The 23,912-nt window shown below is 63.2% G+C and carries 27 protein-coding genes; 15 read left to right on the forward strand and 12 right to left on the reverse strand.

Going from position 1 to position 23,912, the window contains the following annotated elements:
- Nucleotides 1-39: 39 nt before the first annotated feature.
- Nucleotides 40-996 carry a site-specific tyrosine recombinase XerD gene (gene xerD, locus ACTJKM_RS03845; RefSeq protein ID WP_058321072.1) on the reverse strand — a complete coding sequence of 319 codons (957 nt, stop codon included), beginning with the start codon at nt 994-996 and terminating at the stop codon, nt 40-42.
- Nucleotides 993-1,142 carry a hypothetical protein gene (locus tag ACTJKM_RS03850; protein WP_113399023.1) on the reverse strand — a complete coding sequence of 50 codons (150 nt, stop codon included), beginning with the start codon at nt 1,140-1,142 and terminating at the stop codon, nt 993-995. The genes xerD and ACTJKM_RS03850 overlap by 4 nt, the downstream gene beginning before the upstream one ends.
- A gap of 235 nt (nt 1,143-1,377) precedes the next feature.
- Between ACTJKM_RS03850 and ACTJKM_RS03855 the strand changes: the two genes are divergently transcribed.
- The 3 genes from ACTJKM_RS03855 to ACTJKM_RS03865 are packed head-to-tail and all read left to right on the forward strand — an operon-like array spanning nt 1,378 to nt 4,401.
- A complete protein-coding gene (locus ACTJKM_RS03855; RefSeq protein ID WP_057254744.1) occupies nt 1,378-1,968 on the forward strand; it encodes a shikimate kinase in 591 nt (196 codons plus the stop codon).
- The gene (aroB, locus tag ACTJKM_RS03860) at nt 1,961-3,094 is read left to right on the forward strand and encodes a 3-dehydroquinate synthase (protein ID WP_058325862.1); all 1,134 of its coding nucleotides are present in this window, start codon (nt 1,961-1,963) and stop codon (nt 3,092-3,094) included. Before ACTJKM_RS03855 ends, aroB begins: the two co-directional genes overlap by 8 nt.
- Nucleotides 3,091-4,401, forward strand: coding sequence for an HlyC/CorC family transporter (locus ACTJKM_RS03865; protein WP_058325861.1), 1,311 nt, complete (start codon nt 3,091-3,093; stop codon nt 4,399-4,401). The genes aroB and ACTJKM_RS03865 overlap by 4 nt, the downstream gene beginning before the upstream one ends.
- Before the next feature lie 3 nt (nt 4,402-4,404).
- Here ACTJKM_RS03865 and ACTJKM_RS03870 read toward each other — a convergent pair whose 3' ends face one another.
- Nucleotides 4,405-4,686 (reverse strand): BolA family protein, encoded by a 282-nt coding sequence (locus tag ACTJKM_RS03870; protein ID WP_057254747.1) that lies wholly within the window; start codon nt 4,684-4,686, stop codon nt 4,405-4,407.
- Nucleotides 4,687-4,834: 148 nt separating this feature from the next.
- Between ACTJKM_RS03870 and ACTJKM_RS03875 the strand changes: the two genes are divergently transcribed.
- The 5 genes from ACTJKM_RS03875 to ACTJKM_RS03895 all read left to right on the forward strand — a co-directional run bounded on the left by ACTJKM_RS03875 (nt 4,835) and on the right by ACTJKM_RS03895 (nt 10,076).
- Nucleotides 4,835-5,464, forward strand: coding sequence for a J domain-containing protein (locus ACTJKM_RS03875; RefSeq protein ID WP_057254748.1), 630 nt, complete (start codon nt 4,835-4,837; stop codon nt 5,462-5,464).
- A 74-nt stretch (nt 5,465-5,538) separates the two neighbouring features.
- Nucleotides 5,539-6,534 carry a cobaltochelatase subunit CobS gene (gene cobS / locus ACTJKM_RS03880; RefSeq protein WP_058321093.1) on the forward strand — a complete coding sequence of 332 codons (996 nt, stop codon included), beginning with the start codon at nt 5,539-5,541 and terminating at the stop codon, nt 6,532-6,534.
- A 3-nt stretch (nt 6,535-6,537) separates the two neighbouring features.
- Entirely contained in the window at nt 6,538-6,960 is a 423-nt protein-coding gene (locus tag ACTJKM_RS03885) for a GNAT family N-acetyltransferase (RefSeq protein WP_058325860.1), read from the forward strand.
- A 13-nt stretch (nt 6,961-6,973) separates the two neighbouring features.
- A complete protein-coding gene (gene cobT / locus ACTJKM_RS03890) occupies nt 6,974-8,869 on the forward strand; it encodes a cobaltochelatase subunit CobT (RefSeq protein ID WP_113513193.1) in 1,896 nt (631 codons plus the stop codon).
- A 202-nt stretch (nt 8,870-9,071) separates the two neighbouring features.
- Nucleotides 9,072-10,076, forward strand: a complete 1,005-nt coding sequence (locus tag ACTJKM_RS03895) for an esterase-like activity of phytase family protein (RefSeq protein ID WP_058325833.1) — start codon at nt 9,072-9,074, stop codon at nt 10,074-10,076.
- A 113-nt stretch (nt 10,077-10,189) separates the two neighbouring features.
- Here ACTJKM_RS03895 and ACTJKM_RS03900 read toward each other — a convergent pair whose 3' ends face one another.
- Nucleotides 10,190-10,834: a queuosine precursor transporter gene (locus ACTJKM_RS03900; protein WP_057254752.1), complete on the reverse strand. Its 645-nt coding sequence runs from the start codon at nt 10,832-10,834 to the stop codon at nt 10,190-10,192.
- 153 nt (nt 10,835-10,987) lie between these two features.
- Nucleotides 10,988-11,278, reverse strand: coding sequence for a 50S ribosomal protein L28 (rpmB, locus tag ACTJKM_RS03905; RefSeq protein WP_034806568.1), 291 nt, complete (start codon nt 11,276-11,278; stop codon nt 10,988-10,990).
- 380 nt (nt 11,279-11,658) lie between these two features.
- Between rpmB and ACTJKM_RS03910 the strand changes: the two genes are divergently transcribed.
- Together ACTJKM_RS03910 and yddG are read left to right on the forward strand one after the other, a co-directional pair.
- Nucleotides 11,659-12,435, forward strand: a complete 777-nt coding sequence (locus ACTJKM_RS03910; RefSeq protein WP_057254753.1) for a DUF3108 domain-containing protein — start codon at nt 11,659-11,661, stop codon at nt 12,433-12,435.
- A gap of 96 nt (nt 12,436-12,531) precedes the next feature.
- The gene (gene yddG, locus ACTJKM_RS03915) at nt 12,532-13,422 is read left to right on the forward strand and encodes an aromatic amino acid exporter YddG (protein WP_058325832.1); all 891 of its coding nucleotides are present in this window, start codon (nt 12,532-12,534) and stop codon (nt 13,420-13,422) included.
- A gap of 9 nt (nt 13,423-13,431) precedes the next feature.
- On the opposite strand, the gene ACTJKM_RS03920 is transcribed toward yddG, so the two are convergent.
- Together ACTJKM_RS03920 and gloB are read right to left on the reverse strand one after the other, a co-directional pair.
- Entirely contained in the window at nt 13,432-13,869 is a 438-nt protein-coding gene (locus ACTJKM_RS03920) for a cupin domain-containing protein (protein WP_058321081.1), read from the reverse strand.
- The gene (gene gloB / locus ACTJKM_RS03925) at nt 13,869-14,639 is read right to left on the reverse strand and encodes a hydroxyacylglutathione hydrolase (protein ID WP_057254755.1); all 771 of its coding nucleotides are present in this window, start codon (nt 14,637-14,639) and stop codon (nt 13,869-13,871) included. The genes ACTJKM_RS03920 and gloB overlap by 1 nt, the downstream gene beginning before the upstream one ends.
- Nucleotides 14,640-14,720: 81 nt before the next feature.
- Between gloB and ACTJKM_RS03930 the strand changes: the two genes are divergently transcribed.
- The 3 genes from ACTJKM_RS03930 to ACTJKM_RS03940 all read left to right on the forward strand — a co-directional run bounded on the left by ACTJKM_RS03930 (nt 14,721) and on the right by ACTJKM_RS03940 (nt 17,660).
- Entirely contained in the window at nt 14,721-15,485 is a 765-nt protein-coding gene (locus ACTJKM_RS03930; RefSeq protein ID WP_093233941.1) for a class I SAM-dependent methyltransferase, read from the forward strand.
- A 145-nt stretch (nt 15,486-15,630) separates the two neighbouring features.
- On the forward strand, nt 15,631-16,737 hold the full coding sequence (gene hisC, locus ACTJKM_RS03935; RefSeq protein WP_058321082.1) for a histidinol-phosphate transaminase: 1,107 nt from the start codon (nt 15,631-15,633) through the stop codon (nt 16,735-16,737).
- A complete protein-coding gene (locus ACTJKM_RS03940; protein ID WP_057254758.1) occupies nt 16,737-17,660 on the forward strand; it encodes a prephenate/arogenate dehydrogenase family protein in 924 nt (307 codons plus the stop codon). The genes hisC and ACTJKM_RS03940 overlap by 1 nt, the downstream gene beginning before the upstream one ends.
- A 61-nt stretch (nt 17,661-17,721) precedes the next feature.
- On the opposite strand, the gene ACTJKM_RS03945 is transcribed toward ACTJKM_RS03940, so the two are convergent.
- Nucleotides 17,722-18,732: a DUF2125 domain-containing protein gene (locus tag ACTJKM_RS03945; protein ID WP_058321083.1), complete on the reverse strand. Its 1,011-nt coding sequence runs from the start codon at nt 18,730-18,732 to the stop codon at nt 17,722-17,724.
- A gap of 202 nt (nt 18,733-18,934) precedes the next feature.
- Here ACTJKM_RS03945 and ACTJKM_RS03950 point away from each other — a divergent pair, with 202 nt between their 5' ends.
- Nucleotides 18,935-19,486 carry a gamma-glutamylcyclotransferase gene (locus ACTJKM_RS03950; protein ID WP_057254760.1) on the forward strand — a complete coding sequence of 184 codons (552 nt, stop codon included), beginning with the start codon at nt 18,935-18,937 and terminating at the stop codon, nt 19,484-19,486.
- Between the two features lie 4 nt (nt 19,487-19,490).
- On the opposite strand, the gene ACTJKM_RS03955 is transcribed toward ACTJKM_RS03950, so the two are convergent.
- From ACTJKM_RS03955 to ftsE, 4 genes are all read right to left on the reverse strand, one after another.
- Nucleotides 19,491-20,282 carry a lysophospholipid acyltransferase family protein gene (locus ACTJKM_RS03955; RefSeq protein WP_057254761.1) on the reverse strand — a complete coding sequence of 264 codons (792 nt, stop codon included), beginning with the start codon at nt 20,280-20,282 and terminating at the stop codon, nt 19,491-19,493.
- Between the two features lie 128 nt (nt 20,283-20,410).
- Nucleotides 20,411-21,109, reverse strand: coding sequence for a YdcF family protein (locus ACTJKM_RS03960; protein WP_057254762.1), 699 nt, complete (start codon nt 21,107-21,109; stop codon nt 20,411-20,413).
- Between the two features lie 97 nt (nt 21,110-21,206).
- The gene (locus ACTJKM_RS03965; protein WP_058321087.1) at nt 21,207-22,229 is read right to left on the reverse strand and encodes a cell division protein FtsX; all 1,023 of its coding nucleotides are present in this window, start codon (nt 22,227-22,229) and stop codon (nt 21,207-21,209) included.
- On the reverse strand, nt 22,222-22,881 hold the full coding sequence (gene ftsE / locus ACTJKM_RS03970; RefSeq protein ID WP_057254764.1) for a cell division ATP-binding protein FtsE: 660 nt from the start codon (nt 22,879-22,881) through the stop codon (nt 22,222-22,224). Before ftsE ends, ACTJKM_RS03965 begins: the two co-directional genes overlap by 8 nt.
- A 313-nt stretch (nt 22,882-23,194) precedes the next feature.
- Here ftsE and ACTJKM_RS03975 point away from each other — a divergent pair, with 313 nt between their 5' ends.
- Nucleotides 23,195-23,857, forward strand: coding sequence for a hypothetical protein (locus ACTJKM_RS03975; protein ID WP_057254765.1), 663 nt, complete (start codon nt 23,195-23,197; stop codon nt 23,855-23,857).
- Nucleotides 23,858-23,912 lie beyond the last annotated feature (55 nt).

A 23,912-nucleotide genomic window follows, 5' to 3' on the forward strand; every position in this document is an offset into this window, starting at 1 on the left:
ACAAGGACCAGCGGGCCGAAACCAGCGTGCCCGGCCGTCCTAATCCTGTTTTTTCGCCTGTTTGGCAAGAGGGTGATGGTTTTGCACGAGGTTGTGCAGCCGTTCTTCCAGCACATGTGTATAGATTTGTGTCGTTGAAATGTCCGAATGGCCGAGCAGTTCCTGCACGGCGCGAAGGTCCGCGCCATTGGCAAGCAGGTGGCTGGCGAAGGCGTGCCGCAGCACGTGCGGGGAGATCGTGGCGACCCTTATGCCGGCGCGTGCGGCGAGCGATTTCAGATCGCGCGCAAAAACCTGGCGCGGCAGGAAGCCCTGCTTGCCGGAGGAGGGGAAGAGCCACGGGCTCTCGCGGTTGCCCGCTTCCTCCCTGGCCATTTCCTCGGCGAGCGCCTCGCCATAGGCCCGCATCGCCCGGATTGCCGCTTGCGAGAGCGGCACGAGCCGGTCCTTGTTGCCCTTGCCGCGGATCACGAGGAAGCGGCCGTTCTGCGCCAGCACGCTTGCCGGAAGGGAGACCAGCTCGCTGACGCGCATGCCGGTGGCGTAGAGCAGTTCGATCAGCGCATGCATGCGCAACTTCGCAAGGTGGTCCGGACCTCCTGATGCGGCCTCGCTCTCGGCCTGCCCGATCAGCCGCGAGACGTCCTCGACGCTCAGCGTTTTTGGCAGGCTGCGCCCCTTCTTCGGGGCGTCGAGAATGCCGGTCGGATCGTCGCCGCGCATACCCTCGGCGTAGAGGAATTTGTAGAACTGCCGGAGCGCCGAAAGCCGCCGTGCCTGCGAGGAGGGCTTGAAGCCCTGGCCCGAGAGATGGGCGAGATAGGTGCGAAGGTCGTCCGGGGTTGCCGCCGTCAGCCCGGTTCCGAGCGTGCGCAGGTGCGAGGCGGCATCCTCCAGGTCGCGCTCGTAAGATTGCAGCGTGTTGACCGCAGCGCCGCGTTCGGCGCTCATCATTTCGAGGAAGGCCTCGACATGGGCGGCGGAGAGGTCGCTCATTGGGGCTTGTTCACCCGCTCGGACGGGATTTTCACGGTCACGTCGCGCTCAACCGGTTCGACAAAGGTGACGAGGGAGATCATCGTGCCATAGACTATCCCGGCGACAACCAGACAAAAGAACAGGAACCGGAAGAGGGTCGGCATTTCAATCTCCTCTGCATGAAGCCTTCGGCCGAAGCGGACCAAAGGATATGCATGCAGGCGTTCAAACAGCCAGCGTGATCGCGCGTTCGGATGAACGCGCGGCACAAAGGCGGGTGCCAGACCTATATGAACGCCGCTTCGGCCGAGTTCAAGAACCGTGAGCGGACGCGCGCGACGACTTGACGCTACACCCCGATTTGTCGATACCGAAAGGGAATGGGGAATAAGAAGTCCAATGAACGACGTGATCGAACCGGTTTCCGCAACGCTTGCCGAGCGGGCGAAGCTTGTACTCGGTAAACGCAATCTCGTGTTCATCGGTCTCATGGGCGCCGGCAAGTCGGCAATCGGAAGATTGACCGCCCAGGCGCTCGGAATTCCCTTCGTCGATTCCGACCACGAGATCGAACGCGTCTCGCGCATGACGATCAGCGATCTCTTTGCCCGCTACGGCGAGGAGGAGTTCCGCGCACTGGAAACGCGGGTGCTGAAACGGCTTCTGAGAAGTGGTCCGCGTGTGGTCTCGACCGGCGGCGGCGCCTACATCAACGAGCGCTCGCGCCGCCAGATCAGGAAGGGCGGCCTGACGGTCTGGCTCAATGCCGAGCTCGACGTGCTCTGGGAGCGGGTCAACAAGCGCGATACCCGGCCGCTGCTGAAGACCGAAAATCCCAAGCAGACGCTCGAAAACCTGATGAACGCGCGCTACCCGATCTATTCGGAAGCCGACCTGACGGTGCTGTCGCGCGATGTGAAGAAAGAGACGATGGTGGAGGACGTTCTCACCGCCGTTATCGAATACCAGGACAAGAAGAACCATGAATAGCCATGTTGCGCCCGCTGCCGAACGCAAGGTCCGCGTCGACCTCGGCGATCGTTCCTATGATATCCTGATCGGTCCCGGGCTGATTGCCGCCGCCGGCCAGGAGATCGCCGCCCGCCTCAAGGGGCGCAAGATGGCCGTGATCACTGACGAGAACGTAGCGCCGCGCTACCTCGAGCCCCTGATGGCGAGCCTGAAGGAGCGTGACATCGACGCAGTGTCGCTCGTGCTTCCCGCCGGCGAGAAGACCAAGAGCTTCGAGCAACTGATCCCGGTCTGTGAAACCGTGCTTGGCGCCCGGATCGAGCGCAACGATGCGGTGATCGCGCTTGGCGGGGGCGTCATCGGCGATCTTACCGGCTTTGCCGCTGGCATCGTGCGCCGTGGCTCGCGTTTCATCCAGATCCCGACCTCGCTCTTGGCACAGGTCGATTCCTCCGTCGGCGGCAAGACCGGCATCAATTCCCCGCACGGCAAGAACCTGATCGGCGTCTTCCATCAGCCGGATCTGGTGCTCGCCGATACCGACGTGCTCGACACGCTGAGTCCACGCGAGTTTCGCGCCGGCTATGCCGAGGTCGCGAAGTATGGGCTGATCGACAAGCCGGACTTCTTCACCTGGCTCGAAAAGAACTGGCAGGCGGTCTTTGCCGGCGGCGCGGCTCGCATCGAGGCGATCGCGATCAGCTGCCAGGCCAAGGCCGAGGTCGTGGCAGCGGACGAGCGCGAGAACGGTCTGCGGGCGTTGCTCAATCTCGGCCACACCTTCGGCCATGCGCTGGAGGCTGCGACCGAATACGACAGCGCCCGGCTGGTGCACGGCGAGGGCGTTTCGATCGGCATGGTGCTTGCGCATCAGTTCTCGGCACGCATGAACCTTGCGAGCCCGGACGATGCGTCTCGTGTCGAGGCGCATCTGAAGACTGTGGGCCTGCCGACCCGCATGTCGGAAATTCCGGGCACCTTGCCTCCGGCCGAGAGGCTGATGGACGCGATCGCCCAGGACAAGAAGGTCAAGGGCGGCAAGCTCACCTTCATTCTGACGCACGGCGTCGGACAATCCTTTGTGGCCGATGACGTTCCGGCATCGGAGGCCCTGAGCTTCCTGAGGGAAAAACATCCGCAATGACAGGCGAAGCCTTTATTGCTTTTCTGGCGGAATACTGGCTGTCGATCCTCTCGGTCCTCTGCCTGCTCGTGCTGTCGGCGTTCTTCTCGGGCTCTGAGACGGCGCTGACGGCAGCCTCGCGCTCGCGCATGCACACGCTCGAAAACAACGGCGAGGAGCGTGCCGGCATCGTCAACCGGCTGATCGAACGCCGTGACCGGCTGATCGGCACGCTGCTGATCGGCAACAATCTGGTCAACATTCTCGCGTCGTCGCTGACGACGAGCCTTTTGATCGGTCTCTTCGGCGATTCCGGCGTCGCCATCGCGACGCTCGCCATGACCGTGCTGCTCGTTATTTTCTCGGAAGTGCTGCCGAAGAGCTGGGCGATTGCTTCGCCCGATCGCTTCGCGATTGCCGTTGCGCCGCTCGTCCGCCCCTTCGTCGCGGTCGTCGGCCCGGTCTCCAGCCTCGTCAACGGGATCGTCCGGCGCCTGCTCAATCTCTTCGGCGTCAATCTTGCCGCCGACATGTCGATGCTCTCGGCGCATGAGGAACTGCGCGGCGCGGTGGACCTGCTGCACCGCGAGGGTTCGGTGATCAAGGCCGACCGCGACCGGCTGGGCGGCGTGCTCGATCTCGGCGAACTCGAAGTCTCCGACATCATGATCCACCGCACCGCCATGCGGGCGATCAATGCCGACGAGCCGCCGGAGACCTGCGTCCGCGACATTCTCGAAAGCCCGTTCACGCGACTGCCGCTCTGGCGCGGTTCGACCGACAACATCATCGGCGTCGTGCACTCCAAGGATCTCCTGCGGGCGTTGGCGGAGCCCAATGTCGAGCCTGAGAACCTGGATATCGGCAAGATCGCGCAGAAGCCCTGGTTCGTGCCGGACACGACCAACCTCAAGGACCAGCTCAACGCCTTCCTGCGCCGCAAGCTGCATTTGGCGATCGTCGTTGACGAATACGGCCAGGTTCAGGGGCTGGTGACGCTCGAAGACATTCTGGAGGAGATCGTCGGCGACATTGCCGACGAGCACGACCTCGACATTCAGGGTGTGCGCCAGGAGGCGGATGGTTCGATCGTCGTTGACGGCTCGGTGCCGATCCGCGACCTCAATCGCGCGCTCGACTGGTCGCTGCCGGACGAAGAAGCGACGACGGTGGCGGGGCTCGTCATTCACGAGTCAAAGAGCATTCCCGAGGAGCGTCAGGCCTTCACCTTCCATGGCAAGCGCTTCATTGTGATGAAGAGGGTGAAGAACCGGATCACCAAGCTGCGCATCCGCCCGGCGGAAGACGGTGCCGCTCCGACGTCTTGATTGCTACCAGCGGGTCGCTTCGCCGGGAGCCGCGGGCTCGACGGCAAGGGCGTGCAGGCCGGCATCGAGTTCCGGTTTCAGGAGATCATTGATGGCGCGGTGACGGGCGACGCGGCTCATGCCGGTAAAGGCGCTGGAAACGATGCGCACCCGCAGGTGGGTTTCGCCGCCGCCATCGAAACCCGGCTGATGACCGGCATGCATGTGGCTCTCGTTGATGACCGCCAATCTCTCAGGATGGAAGGCCTCGATCAGCTTCTTTTCGATCGTGTCCGTGAGCGACATTCTTCCGTCCCATTTCCTTGGTTGCTTGACGCCCCCTCGCGGATCTGCAGTACCCGGTAATCGCTGGCTTGGCGGCGCAAAATGCCCGCACAAAGCCAGCAACATTCCGTTTTGTCAATTCTTGTTGTGGCCCCAGCCAAGCCCCATAATGAGCACCATGAGACTCGATTCAAAATACTTCGATCGCATTCGCACCCGGCGCAAGGTTGAGCCCCGGGCGGAGCCGGCTGCGCCCGTTTGTCAGTGGGACGGCTGCGATCAGAAGGGCGTGCATAAAGCGCCCGTCGGCCGCAATGCCGAGGGCCAGTACTTCATGTTCTGCTTCGAACATGTGAAGGAGTACAACAAGGGCTACAACTACTTCTCCGGCCTTTCCGATAGCGAGGTCGCCCGCTACCAGAAGGAAGCGGTGACCGGCCACCGACCGACCTGGACCGTCGGCGTCAACAAGAATGCGAAGAACGGTCCGACGCAGTCGCAGACGCGGTCGGGCTCGGCCGGCGCCCAGGCCCGGATGCGCGACCCCTTCGGCTTCGTCAGCGAAGCGCGCGCCCGTCGCCCGGAGCCGCGCCAGCGCAAGTTGAAGACGCTCGAGGCAAAGGCGTTCGAAACACTCGGCCTCGGGGCCTCGGCCACTGCTGCCGATATCAAGGCTGCCTACAAGGATCTCGTCAAGAAGCATCACCCCGATGCCAATGGCGGAGATAGGGGATCCGAAGAGCGTTTTCGCGCGGTTATTCAAGCCTACCAATTGTTAAAACAGGCTGGTTTCTGCTAACAACGCGGATTATTACAGAAGCACTTTTGCAGGCGAATGCGCGGGTGCCGTCCGGTGGCCGCTCTGGAGACATGATGAGCAAGATTGACCTCGACATTTCCAACCTCCCCGATACGACGATCTCGGTCCGGGAGGTTTTCGGCATTGATACGGATTTGCGCGTTCCTGCCTATTCGAAGGGCGACGCCTATGTGCCGGACCTCGACCCGGATTACCTCTTCGACCGCGAAACCACGCTCGCTATTCTCGCAGGCTTCGCCCACAACCGACGCGTGATGGTCTCGGGCTATCACGGTACCGGTAAGTCCACCCATATCGAGCAGGTCGCTGCCCGCCTCAACTGGCCGTGCGTGCGCGTCAACCTCGACAGCCATGTCAGCCGTATCGATCTCGTCGGCAAGGACGCGATCGTCGTCAAGGACGGCCTGCAGGTCACCGAGTTCAAGGACGGCATCCTGCCCTGGGCCTACCAGCACAATGTCGCACTCGTCTTCGACGAATACGATGCCGGCCGTCCGGACGTCATGTTCGTGATCCAGCGGGTTCTCGAATCCTCCGGCCGCCTGACGCTGCTCGACCAGAGCCGCGTCATCCGTCCGCACCCGGCCTTCCGCCTGTTTGCGACCGCCAACACCATCGGCCTCGGCGACACCACCGGCCTCTACCACGGCACGCAGCAGATCAACCAGGCGCAGATGGACCGTTGGTCGATCGTCACGACGCTGAACTACCTGGCGCATGACAAGGAAGTCGACATCGTCGCCGCCAAGGTGAAGGGCTTCACCGCCGACAAGGGCCGCGAGACCGTCTCCAAGATGGTGCGTGTTGCCGACCTCACGCGCGCCGCCTTCATCAACGGCGATCTTTCGACCGTCATGAGCCCGCGTACGGTCATCACCTGGGCCGAGAACGCCCACATCTTCGGCGATATCGCCTTTGCCTTCCGTGTGACCTTCCTCAACAAGTGCGACGAACTGGAGCGGGCGCTGGTCGCCGAGCACTACCAGCGCGCCTTCGGGATCGAGCTCAAGGAAAGCGCTGCCAACATCGTGTTGGAAGCCACCGCCTGAGCCATGGCGGAGGCGGAGGGCGCACAGGCGCTTCGCTTCGTTGAGGAGAAGAGCGTCACGAAGACCGCCAACGCGGTCTTCAAGGGCCTCAAGGCCTTCAACCTCGAAAAGGCGGGAAGCGCCAAATACAAGCGCTTCGCCATTTCGGTGCGTAACGACGGCGACGAGATCGTAGGCGGCATCGTCGCCTACACGGCGTGGAACTGGTGCTTCATCGAACTGCTCTGGGTAGACGAGGCGCTGAGAGGGTCGGGCAGCGGGCGTGAGCTCGTTGCGCGTGTCGAAGCGGTCGCCGCAAGCCGCGGTGCCCGTTACATCTATGTCGACACATTCAGTTTCCAGGGCACGGCTTCTATCAGAAGCTGGGTTATGACGTTTATGGCAAACTCGATGATTTCCCGCCGGGATTTCACCGCATCTGGCTGAAGAAGGAACTCTCGTGAGCTCGAACTCGAAGGCAAAGCCAACCACGCGCGAGAATGCTGCCGAACCGTTCAAGCGGGCGCTTTCCGGCTGCATCCGATCGATCGCGGGCGATGCCGAGGTGGAAGTCGCCTTCGCCAACGAGCGGCCGGGCATGACCGGCGAGCGCATTCGTCTGCCGGAGCTTTCCAAGCGCCCGACGCTGCAGGAACTCAGCGTCACCCGCGGGCTGGGTGACAGCATGGCGCTGCGCAAGGCCTGTCACGACGCGCGCATCCACGCGACGATGTCGCCGCAAGGGGCCGACGCCCGCGTGATCTTCGATGCGGTCGAGCAGGCGCGCGTCGAGGCGATCGGCGCGCTCAGCATGGCGGGTGTCGCCAAGAACCTGAACGTCATGCTCGAGGAGAAATACGCCAAGGCGAATTTTGCCACGATCGAGCGGCAGGCCGACGCGCCGCTCGGCGAAGCCGTGGCGCTGCTGGTGCGCGAGAAGTTGACCGGCGAGAAGCCACCGGCCTCCGCCGGCAAGGTGCTCGACCTCTGGCGCGAGTTCATCGAGGGCAAGGCTGCCGGCGATATCCAGAACCTGTCGTCGACGATCAACGACCAGCAGGCCTTTGCCCGGGTCGTGCGCGACATGCTGACCTCGATGGAGGTCGCCGAGAAGTATGGCGACGACGACGTCGAGCCGGACGAGCAGGAAAGCGAGACCGACGAAGATCAGCCGCGCAGCCAGGAGCAGGACGAAAACGCCAGCGACGAGGAAGCCGGCGACGATGCCGCACCCGCCGATGAAAACCAGGCTGCCGAAGAGCAGATGGAAGAAGGCGAGATGGACGGCGCGGAGATCTCCGACGACGATCTCCAGGACGAGGGTGACGAGGACAGCGAGACACCCGGCGAGGTCAAGCGACCGAACCAGCCCTTCGCCGACTTCAACGAGAAAGTCGACTACGCCGTCTTCACTCGCGAATTCGACGAGACGATCGCTTCGGAAGAGCTGTGCGACGAGGCCGAGCTCGACCGGTTGCGCGCCTTCCTCGACAAGCAGCTTTCCCATCTCCAGGGTGCTGTGGGTCGCCTTGCCAACCGCCTGCAGCGCCGCCTGATGGCGCAGCAGAACCGCTCTTGGGAATTCGATCTCGAAGAGGGCTACCTCGACACGGCGCGCCTGCAGCGCATCATCATCGACCCGATGCAGCCGCTTTCCTTCAAGCGAGAGAAGGACACCAACTTCCGCGACACGGTAGTGACGCTGCTGATCGACAACTCCGGCTCGATGCGTGGCCGCCCGATCACCGTTGCCGCCACTTGCGCCGACATCCTGGCGCGCACGCTGGAACGCTGCGGCGTCAAGGTCGAGATCCTCGGCTTCACCACCAAGGCGTGGAAGGGCGGACAGTCGCGCGAAAAGTGGCTCGCCGGCGGCAAGCCGCAGGCGCCGGGCCGGCTCAACGATCTGCGGCACATCATCTACAAGTCCGCCGATGCGCCCTGGCGCCGGGCGCGCCGCAATCTCGGCCTGATGATGCGCGAAGGCCTGCTCAAGGAAAACATCGACGGCGAGGCGCTGATGTGGGCGCACGAGCGACTGATGGCACGGCGCGAGCAGCGCCGCATCCTGATGATGATCTCCGACGGTGCGCCGGTTGACGACTCGACGCTTTCGGTGAACCCCGGGAACTATCTGGAGCGGCATCTGCGCGCTGTCATCGAGCAGATCGAGACGCGCTCGCCTGTCGAGTTGCTTGCAATCGGGATCGGCCACGATGTGACGCGATACTACCGTCGCGCCGTGACCATCGTCGATGCCGACGAACTCGCCGGTGCCATGACCGAGCAGCTGGCCGCGCTCTTCGAGGATGAAAGCCAGCGCCGCGGTTCCTCGCGTCTTCGTCGCGCCGGATAATTTGTTTCGTTCGGAGGTGGTGTTTGCCGCTTCCGAACGCCAATCGGCGACAGCCCGTTCCGACCTTGAGCCGAAGTCAATTTACGGACAAAATTTTACAGTCTACCAAGCTGCAGCGATGATCTCAGTGCGCCGTGGCAGGTGTCTCTCGTCGTCGTACTCCGTTTCATTCCTGATGCTCTTCCCCTGAAGGTACTTCCCCATGCTCGGTCGCGGACTTCTAGCCCTCCTGCTTTTGGCGTCGACCGGCTCGGCATGGGCCGCCTCGAACGGCGAAATTCTGCCGATCCGCAGTCGTCAGATCAGCAGTTTCGCGGTTGGATCGAGCGCCACCCGGTTCGACGCGCTGGAGTTCGTTGGCGGACTGGAAATGACCTCTGCGAATTCCCTGTTCGGCGCCGTGTCGGCAATCCGTTTTCGGCCGGATGGCACTTCATTCATCGCGATCATGGACACCGGACACTGGCTCGAAGGCGCCGTGACCCGTGATGCGGCCGGCCGGCTTTCCGGTCTTACGGACCTTACCGCCACGCCGATGGCCGACCGCAACGGCGACGTCGGGCTGGCGAAGTGGAAGGTGGATTCGGAAGGATTGGCGCTGCGGTCGGGGCAGGTGGTCGTCAGCTACGAGCAGGCACACCGCATCGACATCTACCCGGACCCGGGCTTTGCTGCATCGACGCCGATCGGGAGCCTGGCGTTGCCGTTCCCGATCAAGGAATTGCGCAACAATGGCGGCATCGAGACCATCGCAGTCGCGCCAAAGGACGGCCCCCTGGCCGGCGCGACGATCGCCGTTGCAGAGCGCAGCGTCGACAGGGCGGATAATCTGCTGGCGGGCATTCTCGACGGGCCGCAGCGCGGCGCGTTTGCCGTCGTGCGCAAGGATCCCTATGCGGTAACCGACGGCGCGTTCCTGCCGAACGGCGACCTGTTGCTGCTGGAACGGCGCTTCTCTTTCGGTTCTGGTCTCGGAATGCAGATCCGGCGTATTGCCGGCGACACGATCAAGCCCGGCGCCGTGGTCGATGGCGAAGTCATCTTCGAAGCCGACATGCGCCACCAGATCGACAATATGGAAGGGCTCGACGTCGTCGTACGGCCGGATGGCGAAGTTCGGGTGATCGTCGTTTCGGACGACAACCACTCCATCCTCGAGCGCAATCTGATGCTCGAGTTCCGCCTCACGACCGTGCTGACGCAGTAGGCAATGCTTGTTTCGCCCAAGGGGCGAGTGATCCAAGCTCTGAAACGACAGAGCCGATGATTGCGGTCGTTTTGACCGCAATCATCGGCTCGATCCTTTTCGGTAGACCTTGTTTAGGCGGATGCCTTGGCTTCCGCTGCCGGCATCGGCTTGACGACGCTCATCAGCGCACCATAGGGCAGCAGCATGACGAGGCCGCAGAGGATCTTGACGCTCAAGTCGCCGATCGCCCAGGAGATCCAGCGCGGTGCTTCGGCCGTGAGCACGCCGAGAAGGGGGGCGGTTTCCAGCGCGAAGCTGTCGTTCGGTCCGAAGAACACGAAGAACGGGGCAAAGGCGAAGGAGAAGAACATTGCGGTGTCGAGCGCCGAGCCGATCAGCGAGCCTGCGAGCGGCGCATGCCACCAGCTCTGACGGCGCAGTCGGTTGAATACCGAGATGTCGAGAAGCTGCCCGAACAGGAAGGCCGAACCTGAGGCGATCGCGATCCGCGGCGTGGCGGCGACGAAGGAGAGCAGGATGGCTACGATGAAGCCTGCGACCACCACGCGGCGCGCGATGCGCGGCCCGAACTGTCGATTGGTAAGATCCGTCACCAGGAAGGCGAAGGGGTAGCTGAAGGCGCCCCAGGTGAGAAGATCGCCGAGCTGCATGCCGGCAATCGAGCCCGGCAGCGGGTACTGTACGAGGATGTTCGAAGCCACGACCACGAGGGTCATCAGCGCGATATAGACGAAGAAAGTGCGGTTGATCAGCATTTTTTTATCCTGGGAGATGCCACCAGCTAGAGGGATGAAAGCCGGATCGAGCATCCGGCCGATGAAGGCAGAAACACGCGCACGAGAAAAAGGCTTGCTGGATGAACCCGCAAGCCTTTTAAACGCGTGTCAAAGACAGGACGCTGGCGCCGATTAGGCGGCTTCAGCAACCTTCTTGACGATCTGGCGGCGCAGCAGGCGAGCGCGCATGCTCAGCTCGTTCTCGTCCGACTTCAGCAGGAAGGCGTCGAGGCCGCCACGGTGTTCAACCGAGCGGAGAGCTGCAGCGGAAACGCGCAGACGGTAGCGCTGGCCGAGAGCATCGGAAATCAGCGTGACGTTGCACAGGTTCGGCAGGAACCGGCGCTTGGTCTTGTTGTTGGCGTGGCTTACATTGTTGCCCGACTGGACGCCCTTGCCGGTCAATTCGCAACTACGGGACATGGTACACCTATTCTCTTTATCGCCGCCGGACAATGCGGTAGCGGGCCCAGAGCCCAGGCCGCGTTCCTAGGCCATTATTGGAAAGTCGCGGTTCTATAGTCAGAGACGGCCCGCCCGTCAAGCCAAACCTCTTGCATTCTCGGAAAACCCGCGGTTTTTCCCGACCGTTCTTCAGATATGAGGCGTGGTTTTCCCAAGAATAATGCCTTGCGAGACCCATTCCAAGCGGTTTTGCTATGCGTTATTTCTTGCATGAGGACGTGTGGCGGCCACGGGGCCGGCCCGACGACCGGCTGCAGCGAACTGGGCGTAGAAAAGCCGCAAAGAGCCTGCATTTCAGGGTATTGCGGCGATATTCAAGCGATGGATTTTTTAAGGGCATGAAGTTGCGAAATGGCTTTCGCGTGGCGGCGTTGCTGTCCGCGGTCTCGTTTTCCACAGCATCGTCGGCCGCCGATGTCGAACATCTGACGGATTACAGCATCTCGCTCGCCGGTCTGCCGGTTGCGCGCGCCTCCTTCCATACCGAGCTTCAGAAGAATCGCTACACGATATCCGGAACGCTGAAGTCGGCCGGTCTGCTCGACATCCTGAGCCACACATCGGGCCAGACGCAGGTTTCGGGTGTGATCGGCAGGGACTACCTGCGCGCCTCGCACTATTCGATGTCCTATCGCAGTGGATCGAAGAGCAGGGCGATCAACGTCACCTATCGCAACGGCAATGTGGTGCAAGCCAGCATGACGCCGAAGCGGACGCCCTTGCCGAAGAACTGGGTGCCCGTCACCTCACGCGACATGCGCAACGTGCTCGACCCGCTCTCGGGCCTCATCATTCCCGCCGAGGCGCGCGTGTGCCCCAACACGCTGCCGATCTTTGATGGCGAGTCGCGGCTCGACATCAAGCTCTCACCGAAGGGGACCAAGCCTTTCAAGACCAAGGGCTTCGAAGGGGAGGTGATCGTCTGCGGTATCCGTTTCGTGCCGAAGGCCGGCTACAAGAAGGGCCGCGAGGATGTCGAGTATCTGCGTCGTCTGCAGACGATGGAAATCTGGTTTGCCAAGGCGCCCAACGTGAACGTCTACGCCCCCGTCTATGTCCGCATCCCCACCAAGCTCGGACCGGTCACGGTCTCGGCGACGCGATTTGGTGGTTGACGCGCGGTCGTGTGCAACTAAAAGGTTAAATACCACGAAGCACGAAGATTTTATCGGCGCAGGTTTCCGTGAGAGAAATCGCGCGAGGGGACGACTATGACATTCAAGGCAACGCTGATCGGCTTTTCCGCCATCCTGATGTGGTCGCTGCTCGCGCTGTTCACGGCAGCATCCGGCAAGATGCCGCCGTTCCAGCTTTCGGCGATCTGCTTCCTGATCGGCAGCCTGCCCGGCCTGGTGGTGCTGGGGATGAGGCCGGAGCGCCTGGCGCTGCTCAAGCAACCCGCCAAGGTCTGGATCACGGGTATCGCCGGTTTGTTCGGCTATCATTTTCTCTATTTCACGGCCCTGCGCAACGCCCCGGCAGTGGAAGCCGGGTTGATCGCCTATCTCTGGCCGCTGCTGATCGTCGTCGGCTCGGCGCTGCTGCCGGGCGAGCGCTTGCGCTGGTATCATCTCGCCGGCGCACTCGCCGGCCTCGTCGGCACGATCCTGATCGTGGCGCGCAATGGCGTTGCCTTCGACGATGCCTATCTGCTTGGCTACGGCGCCGCCTTTCTCTGCGCCTTCACTTGGTCGGGCTATTCGCTCATCACCCGCCGCTTCGAAGCGGTCTCGACGGATGTCGTGACAGGATTTTGTCTTGCGACCTCGATCCTGTCTTTCGTCTGCCATCTGGCGCTCGAAACGACCGTCTGGCCGGCGACGACCTTCGAGTGGCTGGCGGTCGTCGGCCTCGGGCTGCTGCCGGTCGGAGCGGCGTTCTATGCCTGGGACTTTGGGGTGAAGAACGGCAATATCCAGCTTCTCGGCGTCGCGAGTTATGCGGCGCCGGTGCTTTCGACGCTGATCCTGATCCTGTTCGGTTTTGCCGAGCCGTCCTGGCGCATCGCGCTCGCCTGCCTGTTCGTGACCGGCGGCGCAGTGCTTGCTGCAAAGGACATGATCTTCCGCAATCGTGCGACGGTGGCCCAGCCGGCGGAATAACCGGGCTTGTTATCGCTTGGGCGGCTGCCAGTCGGGGGCCGCCATTTCGAAGGCGGCGAAATCAAATGCTGGCGCGACGGTGCAGCCGACCAGCGTCCATTCGCCAAGCGAGGCGGCGGACTGCCACCAATCGGCCGGGACCACGCCCTGCGGTCGTTCTCCGCTCAGAATGTCGGACCCGAGCCGCAGCGTCTCGGCGGATTTTCCATCTTCGGCGATGCTGAGTTCGAGCGGCGCACCGGCGTGATAGTGCCAAATCTCGACCGCGTCGCGGACACGGTGCCAGTGCGAGCGCTCGCCGCGCTCCAACAGATAATAGATTGCCGTCGAATGCCCGCGTGGGCCACCAGCCGTATCGCGGAAGGTCTCGAAGTACCAGCCGCCCTCCGGATGGCGCGCCAAACCGAGTGCCTTGATGATCTCCGCCGCCGATTGCGTCTCAGCCACTAGAAATTATCTTTCCGCTTGCGGATTTCGGCAAAGACCGTGGCATCGTCGGCGTTCTGCATTCCAAGATGGGCGCGGATGCCCGGGTCGGTGGCGCGCAGGAACGGGTTCGTGCGCTTCTCCAGGCCGATCGTCGTCGGTGCGGTGAAGCCGCCGTCGCAGCGCGTCTCCTCGATCTCGGCGGCGCGCGCCTTGAGCTCGGCATTCTCGGGGTCGACCGTGACCGCGAAGCGGGCGTTGGACAGCGTGTATTCGTGGCCGAAATAGACCGTCGTGTCATCCGGCAACGCCATCAGCCGGCTGAGAGACTGCCACATGGTCGCTGCCGTCCCCTCGAACAGACGACCGCAGCCCAGCGCAAACAGGGTGTCGGCGGCAAACAGCAGCCTGTCCTGCGGGAAGTGGAAGCAGATGTGACCGGCCGTGTGGCCCGGGGTCTCGATCACCTCGACGGAACGACCGGCAAAATCGAAGCGCTCACCATGGCGCACGGCCTTGTCGAGCCCCGGAATTTTCGAGGCTTCCCCGAAAGGCCCGATGATCGTGACGCCGAAGCGTTCCTTCAGGGCGTCATTTGCCGCCACGTGATCGCCGTGATGATGGGTCGTCAGGATGTGGGTAAGCCTCCAGCCGCGCCGCTCCAGCGCTTCCAGGATGGGCGCCTCTTCCGGCGCGTCGATAGAGGCGGTCAGGCCGCTTTCGGGATCGTGGATCAGCACGCCGAAATTATCGGTGCGGCAGAGGAAGAGGTCGAGTTCGAGCGCGGCCATGGCACGTCCTCCGGTCAGAAGAGAGGGAATGCTGCCGAATGTAGCGAGCCTTACCTTGAAGTCTACCGCTTCGAAGCTAACATGTTGCGAATGCACACCGATATCGTCGACCTGCGAGAATTCTATCACTCCGAGCTCGGCCGGATGGCGGAGCAATCCGTCACCATGGCGCTTTCGTCCGTCTGGGCGCGGCTCCCGGACGAGCGGCTGGTCGGCCTCGGCTATGCCGTTCCCTATCTCGAACGGTTCCGCAAGGACACGGAGCGCACCTTCGCCTTCATGCCGGCGGGGCAGGGGGCGGTGAACTGGCCGGTTGCCGAGCTCTCCTCGACGGCGCTGGTGTTCGATGAGGAGTTGCCGCTGCCCGACGCCTCGATCGACCGGGTGCTGATGGTGCATTCGCTGGAATTCGCCGAAAGCCCGCGGGAGACCATGAAGGAGATCTGGCGGGTGCTGGCGCCAGGCGGTCGCCTTATCATCGTCGTGCCCAACCGGCGCGGCGTCTGGGCGCGCATGGAACACACGCCCTTCGGTTCCGGGCGACCCTATTCGCGTGGGCAGCTGACGGCGCTGCTGCGCGAGACCAACTTCACGCCAGGTGCCACGGCGGATGCGCTCTTCTTCCCGCCGTCGAAACTCAGGGCGATCCTGCGGCTGCGTCGGGGCTTCGAGCGGCTCGGCCGTTCGCTCTGGCCGGTCTTCTCCGGCGTCATCGTCGTCGAGGCGCAGAAGCGGCTTTACCAGGGGCTGCCGGTCGCCGCACGCGCATCGCGCCGCGTCTTCGTGCCGGTGCTGGCGCCGCAGGGCGTGCCGAGCACGCGCGAGAGGCCGCGTCCCACCCGCTAACCTGCCTGGGAACCGCGGCGGACCCTCGACAAAAGCCGCTTGCGCCGCTAATGGCTTGACCTCTTTTCCTGCCTGCAGCGCCGCGCGCCTCCCAAGGCACGTATCGGTCGCTGCAGCACTTTGATGGCCAAAGAAAGCTGACCCGATGAGCCTTGCTTCGAAGAGCCCTGAGCCGCGTTCCGGCATCCTGGATATTGCCGCTTATGTGCCGGGCAAGGAGCACGCGCCGGGTGTCGCCAAGGTGCATAAGCTCTCGTCCAACGAGACACCGCTTGGCGCAAGCCCGAAGGCGATCGAGGCCTTCCAGTCGGCTGCCTTCAACCTCGAACGTTATCCGGATGGCCAGGCGCGGGCGCTGCGAGAGGCGATCGGTGCTGTGCACGGCCTCAACCCGGCAAACATCATGTGCGGCAATGGGTCGGACGAGCTGCTCGGGCTTCTCTGCCACACCTATCTCGGGCCCGGCGACGAAGGCATCATCACCGAGCATGGCTTCCTCGTCTACAAGATCCAGATCCTGGCGGCGGGCGCGACGCCCATTACCGTCAAGGAGAAGGATGCGCGCGTCGATGTCGATGCCATTCTCGCGGCGGTCACCGAGCGCACCAAGGTCGTCTTCCTGGCGAACCCGGCCAATCCGACCGGCACCTACATCCCCGTCGATGAAGTCCGCCGGCTGCATGCGGGGCTGCCCGAGGGTGTGCTGCTGGTGCTCGATGCGGCCTATGCCGAATATGTGCGCCGCAACGACTATGCCGCCGGTCTGGAGCTCGTCTCGGCCAGCCGCAATGTGGTGATGACCCGCACCTTCTCGAAGATCTACGGTCTTGCGGGTTTGCGCATCGGCTGGATGTATGCACCGCCGGAGGTGATCGACGCGGTCGACCGTGTCCGCGGGCCCTTCAACCTCAGTGCGCCCTCTATCGCGGCGGGTGCTGCGGCGATCCGTGATCAGGCTTTCGTGGCAACGGCAGTCGATCACAATCTCACCTGGCTTGCGCGTGTCAGCGAAGCGCTCGAAGCGATCGGGCTGCGCATCACGCCCTCGGTCACGAATTTCGTGCTGATCCACTTTCCGGAAGAAAACGGCAAGCGGGCCGAGGAAGCCGATGATTTCCTAACCAGCCGCGGCTATATCCTGCGGGCGGTCCGCAGCTACGGCTTCCCCAATGCGCTGCGCATGACCATCGGCTCGGAAGAAGCCAACGAAGGCGTCATCGCGGCGCTGATCGAATTCATGGGACGGAAATAATGGCTCAGCAGTTTGAAACGATCGCCCTCATCGGCATTGGTCTCATCGGCTCGTCGATCGCGCGCGATATCCGCGAGAAGCAGCTTGCCGGTACGCTCGTCGTCTCCACGCGCAGCGAGGCGACGCTGAAGCGTACGCAGGAGCTCGGGCTCGGCGATCGCTATACACTGTCTGCGGCCGACGCCGTTCGCGACGCCGACCTCGTGATCGTCTCGGTCCCGGTCGGCGCGTCCGGTGCCGTCGCGGCCGAGATTGCCGCGCATCTGAAGCCCGGTGCGATCGTCACCGATGTCGGCTCGACCAAAGGCTCGGTGATCGCGCAGATGGCGCCGCATCTGCCCGAGACCGTTCATTTCGTGCCGGGGCATCCGATCGCCGGTACCGAGCACTCGGGCCCGGATGCCGGCTTCGTCGGCCTCTTCCGCGGCCGCTGGTGCATCCTGACGCCGCCGGAGGGCGCTGATGGGGAAGCGGTCGCGCGGCTCCGGCGTTTCTGGGAAACGCTCGGCTCGATGGTCGAGGAAATGGACGCCGAGCACCACGACAAGGTGCTGGCGATCGTTTCGCATCTGCCGCACATCATCGCCTACAACATCGTCGGAACGGCCGATGATCTCGAGACCGTCACCGAGTCCGAAGTCATCAAGTATTCGGCCTCGGGTTTCCGCGACTTCACCCGTCTCGCGGCATCCGATCCCACCATGTGGCGTGACGTCTGCCTGCACAACAAGGACGCGATCCTGGAGATGCTGGCACGGTTTTCGGAGGATCTCGCCTATCTGCAGCGGGCGATCCGCTGGGGCGACGGCGAGAAGCTCTTCGACCTCTTCACCCGCACCCGCGCCATCCGCCGCTCGATCATCCAGGCGGGCCAGGATACGGCGATGCCGGACTTCGGCCGGCATGCCATGGATCAGAAATAAGCTGAGCAAGTCGAGGAAGACCGAGGAACGGTCTTCCGTCCGGAAGCGGGTGTTCGACGATCTAGAGCGTCGGCAGGACGCCGATCGGGATGAAGGCGAGAAACGCCGTGCCGTCGCGCACGTTGAGCTTCACGGTCGCCTCGTCCTTGCCGTTGGCGAGCGCCTTCAGCATGTTCGCGGTGTTGTCGACGAGGTTGGCGTCGTCGGGAATCAGCTTGACCAGATTGGCCCGCCAGGCCTCGATATTCGTCATCGTCAGCGAGAACTCGCCGGAAATCAGTCCCTGATCGTTGACCGAGAAGGGGCCGGAAAGCTTGGCGTTCATGCCGGAGCCGAGATCGAGGGTGAGCTGTCGGAGTTCGCCCTTGCTGCCGCGAAACATCTCCGGTGTCGGTGTGGTTGCCATCCACCCGGCCTTGTCGGTGAAGGTCAGGTCCGCAGCCACCGTGGCCGGCGGCGCGTAGCTCGGGCCTTCCTCCGGACGAAGGTCGAGCTTGTCGACGCTCAAAGCGGCATCAAGATCCGCGCCGTTCTGGCGCAGGTGCAGTTCGCCGTGGCTGGCGCCGAAGCCAAGACCGTCGCCCGCAAGCGGCAGGCGCACCCGACCGGTGAGGTTGTCATAGGTGAGCGAGGTGCGGTCGACACCGGACAAGGTCGCACGCACGCTCGCATGCAGCAGCGTCCAGTCGGCGAAGACGTTGAGGCCGGGCGACGCCCGGATTTCGGCCGGGCCGTCGAGCTCGATCACGGCGTGGCCGGGCTGGTAGACCTGGGCGGCTGTGCGCAGCGCCCCGAAGGAGGCGGATGTGCCATGGCGGGTGTCGTCGAGGTGGACCTTGTCGCAGAAGAGGCCGATTCGGAACGGAAAGCCGCGCACGTCCATGTTCGTGCATTCGCCGCCGAGGCCGGCTGCCTGTCCATCGGCAAGACGGGCCGTGAGGCGTTTCTCGATCTGATCGGCGGCGAGGAACCAGCCGGCCGAATAGATGCCGGCGACAAGCACGATGCCTGCCGTCAGCCAGCGGAACTTCCGGCTGACCGGCGAGGGATTGGAAACTGCGGTTGCCGACATGGGCGCGGATACCTCACTCTAAACTGGACTGCGGCTGCCTTTCGGGTGGCGCCGCCGATCCGCAAAACTATTCTTGTCTTCGGGTGCACGAGGACGAGCTTGTCTCTTTCGTGCCGAGATGCTGTGCCGTAGAAACCGACATGGCTGACCATTCCTACAAGCCGATGGTGATTCGGTGGCGAGAGCAGACAGCGCGGGTTGAATGACAGTGGATATGGACGAATTTTGGGTCTTTGGCTACGGGTCGCTGATGTGGAACCCCGGCTTTGCCTTCGAGGAGAAGCTGACGGCACGCGCATTCGGCTATCGCCGGTCGCTCTGCGTGCATTCCTGGGTTCACCGCGGCACCGAACAGCGGCCGGGACTGGTGCTTGGGCTCGACCGAGGCGGCTCCTGCATCGGCACGGCTTTTCGTGTCGAGCGTGGGCAGCGGGAGAGTGTTACCGATTATCTGCGCGAGCGTGAACTGGTGACGCATGTCTACAAGGAGCGCACGATGCCGGTGCTGCTTGCCGATGGACGGCGGGTGCCGGCGCTTGCCTATGTCATCGACCGCGACCACGTCCAGTATGCCGGAACGCTCAGCACCGGTGAGGCGGCCGATATCGTCGCCGTTTCGACCGGAAAATCCGGGCCGAACAGCGAGTATGTGTTCAACACGCTTGCCCATCTCAAGGAAATGGGCATCCGCGATCACTGGCTGGAAGAGGTGGTGGGCCTGCTCGAGCAGACACGCCAGCGTGCGCGGGCCTGATCGCTCAGGCCCTGCCGGCGGCCTTCAGTTCCTTCAGCCTTTGCTCGGCGGTTGGCGGCAGCGGCAGGTGCGGATTGTTCTGCACCGTTTCGACAAGCAGTTCGTCACTGGCCTTCTCCGTGACTTCCATGAGCTTGGCAAGGAATGCATCCGGATCCATGCCCGCCTCGACCGGCGGCAGGATGCGGACCTTGAAGTGGCCGGGAAAGCGCAGGAACTTGCGGCGCGGCCAGAAGAGGCCGGGATGCATGGCGACCGGCACGACGGGCACGTTCAGGTCGCGGTAGAGGCGGGCGATGCCGTACTTGTACTCCGGCGGAGCGCCCGGCGGGCGGCGCGTGCCTTCCGGGTAGATGATGAGTTCGCGGCCGGTTGCCATTTCCTGCTTGGTGCGATCCATGACGCTGGTCATCGCCTTGCCGCGTGCGGCCCGGTTTACCGGAACCATGCGCTGCTTGAGGATGTACCAACCGAACAGCGGGATCCAGGTGAGCTCACGCTTCAGAATGTAGAAGGGATCGTCGAGCCAGGGGAGCAGCGCATAGGCATCCCAGAAGGACTGGTGCTTGGGAGCGAAGATGTAGGGGACCTTCGGGAGGTTCTCCAAGCCTTCGATCTCAAAGGTCGTCCCGACCATCTTGTCGAGCAGCCAGTGATTGCTGCGCACCCAGTTCTTGGGAACGAACCAGGCCTTCTTGCGCGGCAGCAGGAAATAGATCGGCGTCAGCACGATCATCTGCACGATCAGATTGGCGTAGAACACCATGTTGAAAAGGATCGAACGCAAGACGATCATCAGGTACGCTCTCGTAGGCGAGTTCTTAAGGGGCTCGGCGTCAGGCCGATTGATCGCTGCCTACACGAAACCGTGCAGAAGGAAAACTGCCCTCTCTCACTTTAGGCCATCGACGTTCTCGATGGCCTCTATTCTTCCGCCGGCGTGGCGCGTGAGGAATCGGTGCGCAGGCCGCTCGTCGGCCGGGCGCCGGCGAGATCGCGAACCGATGCGATCGTATACTTCCCGAACTCCAGGAGGATCGATTTCAGTACCATCGGGTTGCGCAGCCAGTTCGTCGTCTTGAGATCCGAATTGACCACCGGGTAGGGGATGAATTCCGTCTCCGGGCGGGTACGCCGAAGCTCCAGCAGGCTGCGTGGCATATGGTAGTTGTTGGTAACGACGAGCACGCTCGTATAGCCGCGATCACGGATCCATTGTGCCGTCTCGGTGGCGTTGCCGATGGTATCGATCGCCTCATGACCGATATCGACGCAGCATTTGAAGAGATCGGCGGAGCTCTGGGTGTTGCGGCGGATCTGGCTGCCGGTGGTCGTCGGGTGGACGCCGGAGATGAGCAGGCGCTTTCCGGCGCCGCCCTTCAAGAGATCGACCGCTTGGTCGATGCGCTGGAAACCACCGGTCAGGACGACGATCGCATCCGCCTTGGGATGCACGGGTGGCTGCAGCGATGCGACGGTGTCGGCGAAATTGAGGAAGGCGCCGATCAGGAGCGCGAGCGGTAACAGGAGGACGAAGAACGTTCGCCGGAGAATTTTGCGCAAGAGGCTGCGGGGCCGCCGGCCATCGTCGGCTTTCCCCTGCCATTTGCCTCCTCCGGCCATCCCGTTCCCGCGTAATTCTCGCGCCATCATGATTCTCTTCACATAGCCACAGATTACGGCAAGGAATAGATCGAGGCACGGCGAAACATCGGGCGGTTCAGCTCTGGTAGAGATCCGTGCGGCCGGGGTCCGAACGGATGAGGTCGATCTCGTAGATCGTGCGCATGACCGTGAGGCGAGCGGTCACGGTCGTCAGGATGGCGATGACGACGATGATGGCGGCGATACCGAGATAGCCACCATAGCCAATGGTAAAGGTTCCGAAGAGGGCGGTTGCCTGATCGGTCTGCGGTGTTGCCAATGTCTGCGACTGCCAGAAGCCGGCAAGCGCAAAGGACAGCGCGGCAAGCAGGCCGCCGGTGCCGGCACCCTTGAGGCTGATTCTCAGAAAATGCTTCTGGAATTCGGAGGCGACGAAACCGGCCTCGGCACCGACGAAATGCAGCACCTCGACGATGTGACGGTTGCCGGAAAGGGCGCCGCGGGTGGCGAAAATCACCGTCAGCACCATGGCGGAGAACACGAGGGCCAGCACGCCGGTGCCGATCATCGCCGTGGTATTGGCCATGGCGACGAGCCGGTCGACCCAGGTGCGGTGATCGTCGAGGAAGGCCTGTGGGATCGTCTCGGTCAGCGCCTTGCGCATGGCGGCGAAATCGGGCGGATTGTTTTCGTCGATGGTGATGATGATCAGCCGCGGCACCGGCAATTCGTCGAGATCGAGGCCCTCGCCGAGCCAGGGTTCCAGTAGGCGCGCGGTGGCGGCGCGATCGACGATCTTGCCATCGGTCGTGCCGCTGAAGGTCAGCGCCAGATCGCGGGCATCGGCGAGCGCCTTCTCCATGTCGAGGCTATCGTCCGGCTTGATCTGGACGGTGATCTCGCGGGAGATCTGCGACTGCCAGCTCTGGGCCGTTGCCCTGACCATGCTGACGCCGCCGAGTGTCAGGCAGGCAAGGAACGACATGATGGCGATGACGCACATCAGCGCATGGCCGGAGACATTGGTCGAAGGCACGATCGGGCCGGTCGGCCGCACGCGCATTTCCGTCCGGCGTTGTTGCGGCTCCGACGCCTGCTCGGGCGCATCCTTCTGGCGTTTCGTGCGGCTGTCACTCATAGATGTCGAGCCGCCCCTGCGAAAGGATCATGCGTCGCGCCTCCACCTGATCCATCAGCGACAGATCGTGGGTGGCGATCACCACCGCGGTGCCGAGCCGGTTCAGCTCGAGGAAGAGGTTGAGGAGGCGCCTGGCCATCGGCGGATCGACGTTGCCGGTCGGTTCGTCGGCAAGCAGGATCTCTGGCCGGTCGATCAGCGCCCGCGCGATCGCCGCGCGCTGCTTTTCGCCGCCTGAAAGAACCGGCGGCAGGACATTGATGCGCTCGCCGAGGCCGACCCATTTCAACAGTTCCAGCACGTCGGCGCGATAGCTCGATTCCTCCTTGCCGCGGACGCGCAGCGGCAGGGCGACGTTCTCATAGGTGGTCAGGTGATCGAGCAGGCGAAAATCCTGGAAGACGATGCCGACGCGCCGGCGCAGCATCGGGAACTCCTCGCGCGGGATCGACGAGATGTTGCGGTCGAACATCCGGATCAGGCCGCGCGTCGGCTGCAGCGAGAGGAACAGCAGTCTCAAAAGGGTGGTCTTGCCGGCGCCCGACGGACCGGTCAGGAACTGGAACGAACGGCGCGGAATATCGAAGGTCAGGTCCCGGAGGATTTCCGGTCCCATGCCATAGCGCAGTCCGACGTTCTCAAAGTGAATCAAGCGGCAGCCCAGTCTCTCTCACGGCCCTGCAACCGACGGCCGGTTCCGGTCCTCCGCGCATAGGACGACCAGCCTCGAAAGGCAAAACCGCCAGCGGAATCATGGTTAAGCAGCGGTTAATTTTTCATGAAAAGGTGCCGCTTTCGCGACGTCTTTCCGAAACATTAACCATTCCGGTTTACGTGTCGGAAAGAATTGATGCAATGCCTAGATTCTTGCATGCCAAGGGTTCGCGCATTGCCCGATGGTTTCGCAGTCGAGGCGGTAGGTCGAGTGGCCGCACCGTGCCCCTGTGGGACAGGAGGAACTGGTCATGCATGCATTCCGGACCAAAACCGCCGGCGCTTCGGCGGACTTCCTGCCGCCCGAACGGGGCGGTCGTGAGGCAGCCGCGATGCCGCGACGCGTCGACTATGTCGATGCCGAGTTCGAGGTGATTGCTCCCTCGTCGCGCCGAACGCCCTATCCGGTGTTCAACGACAACGCCAAGATGGGAAATCAGAAACGGCCGACCTTGACGGTCGTGGCCGACGAAACGTCGCTTGCCGGCCGACTGTTGAGCCTCGCCGAAGCGCGGCTGCGCGACATGCCGGCGCGCCGCTTCGCCGGCCTGGTCGCGGGTTTCGCACTCGCATCCTTTCTGGTGATCGTCGGTTTCGCGGGCGACGGGCAGGCCGATATCCAGCCGCTTGCGATATCAGGGGTCACGAGCTCGCTCGACTATTCCGGCGGCATGCGGGTGCTTTCCGTCTACGGCTCGATCGACAACCGCTCCGATGTCGAACAGCGCCTGCCGCTCGTCGTGGTGGGGGTGGCAGCCAACGGGCGCCAGGTTACGACCACGCGCGTGATGCCCGAAGGCGCGGCAATCGCGCCGGGCGAGAGCCGCCATTTCAGGACGCGGCTGCCCTATGCAGGTGGAAAAATGCCCGATGTGACGGTTTCCTTCGCTGAAAACGGTGTTTCAGCCCGCTGATTGTGCTAAGCGGCGCGGATGGGAAGGCTTTGGTCTTCCGGATGAAACGCTGGAG

The sequence above is a fragment of the Ensifer sp. 22460 genome, from assembly GCF_052044935.1.
Taxonomy (GTDB): Bacteria; Pseudomonadota; Alphaproteobacteria; order Rhizobiales; family Rhizobiaceae; genus Ensifer.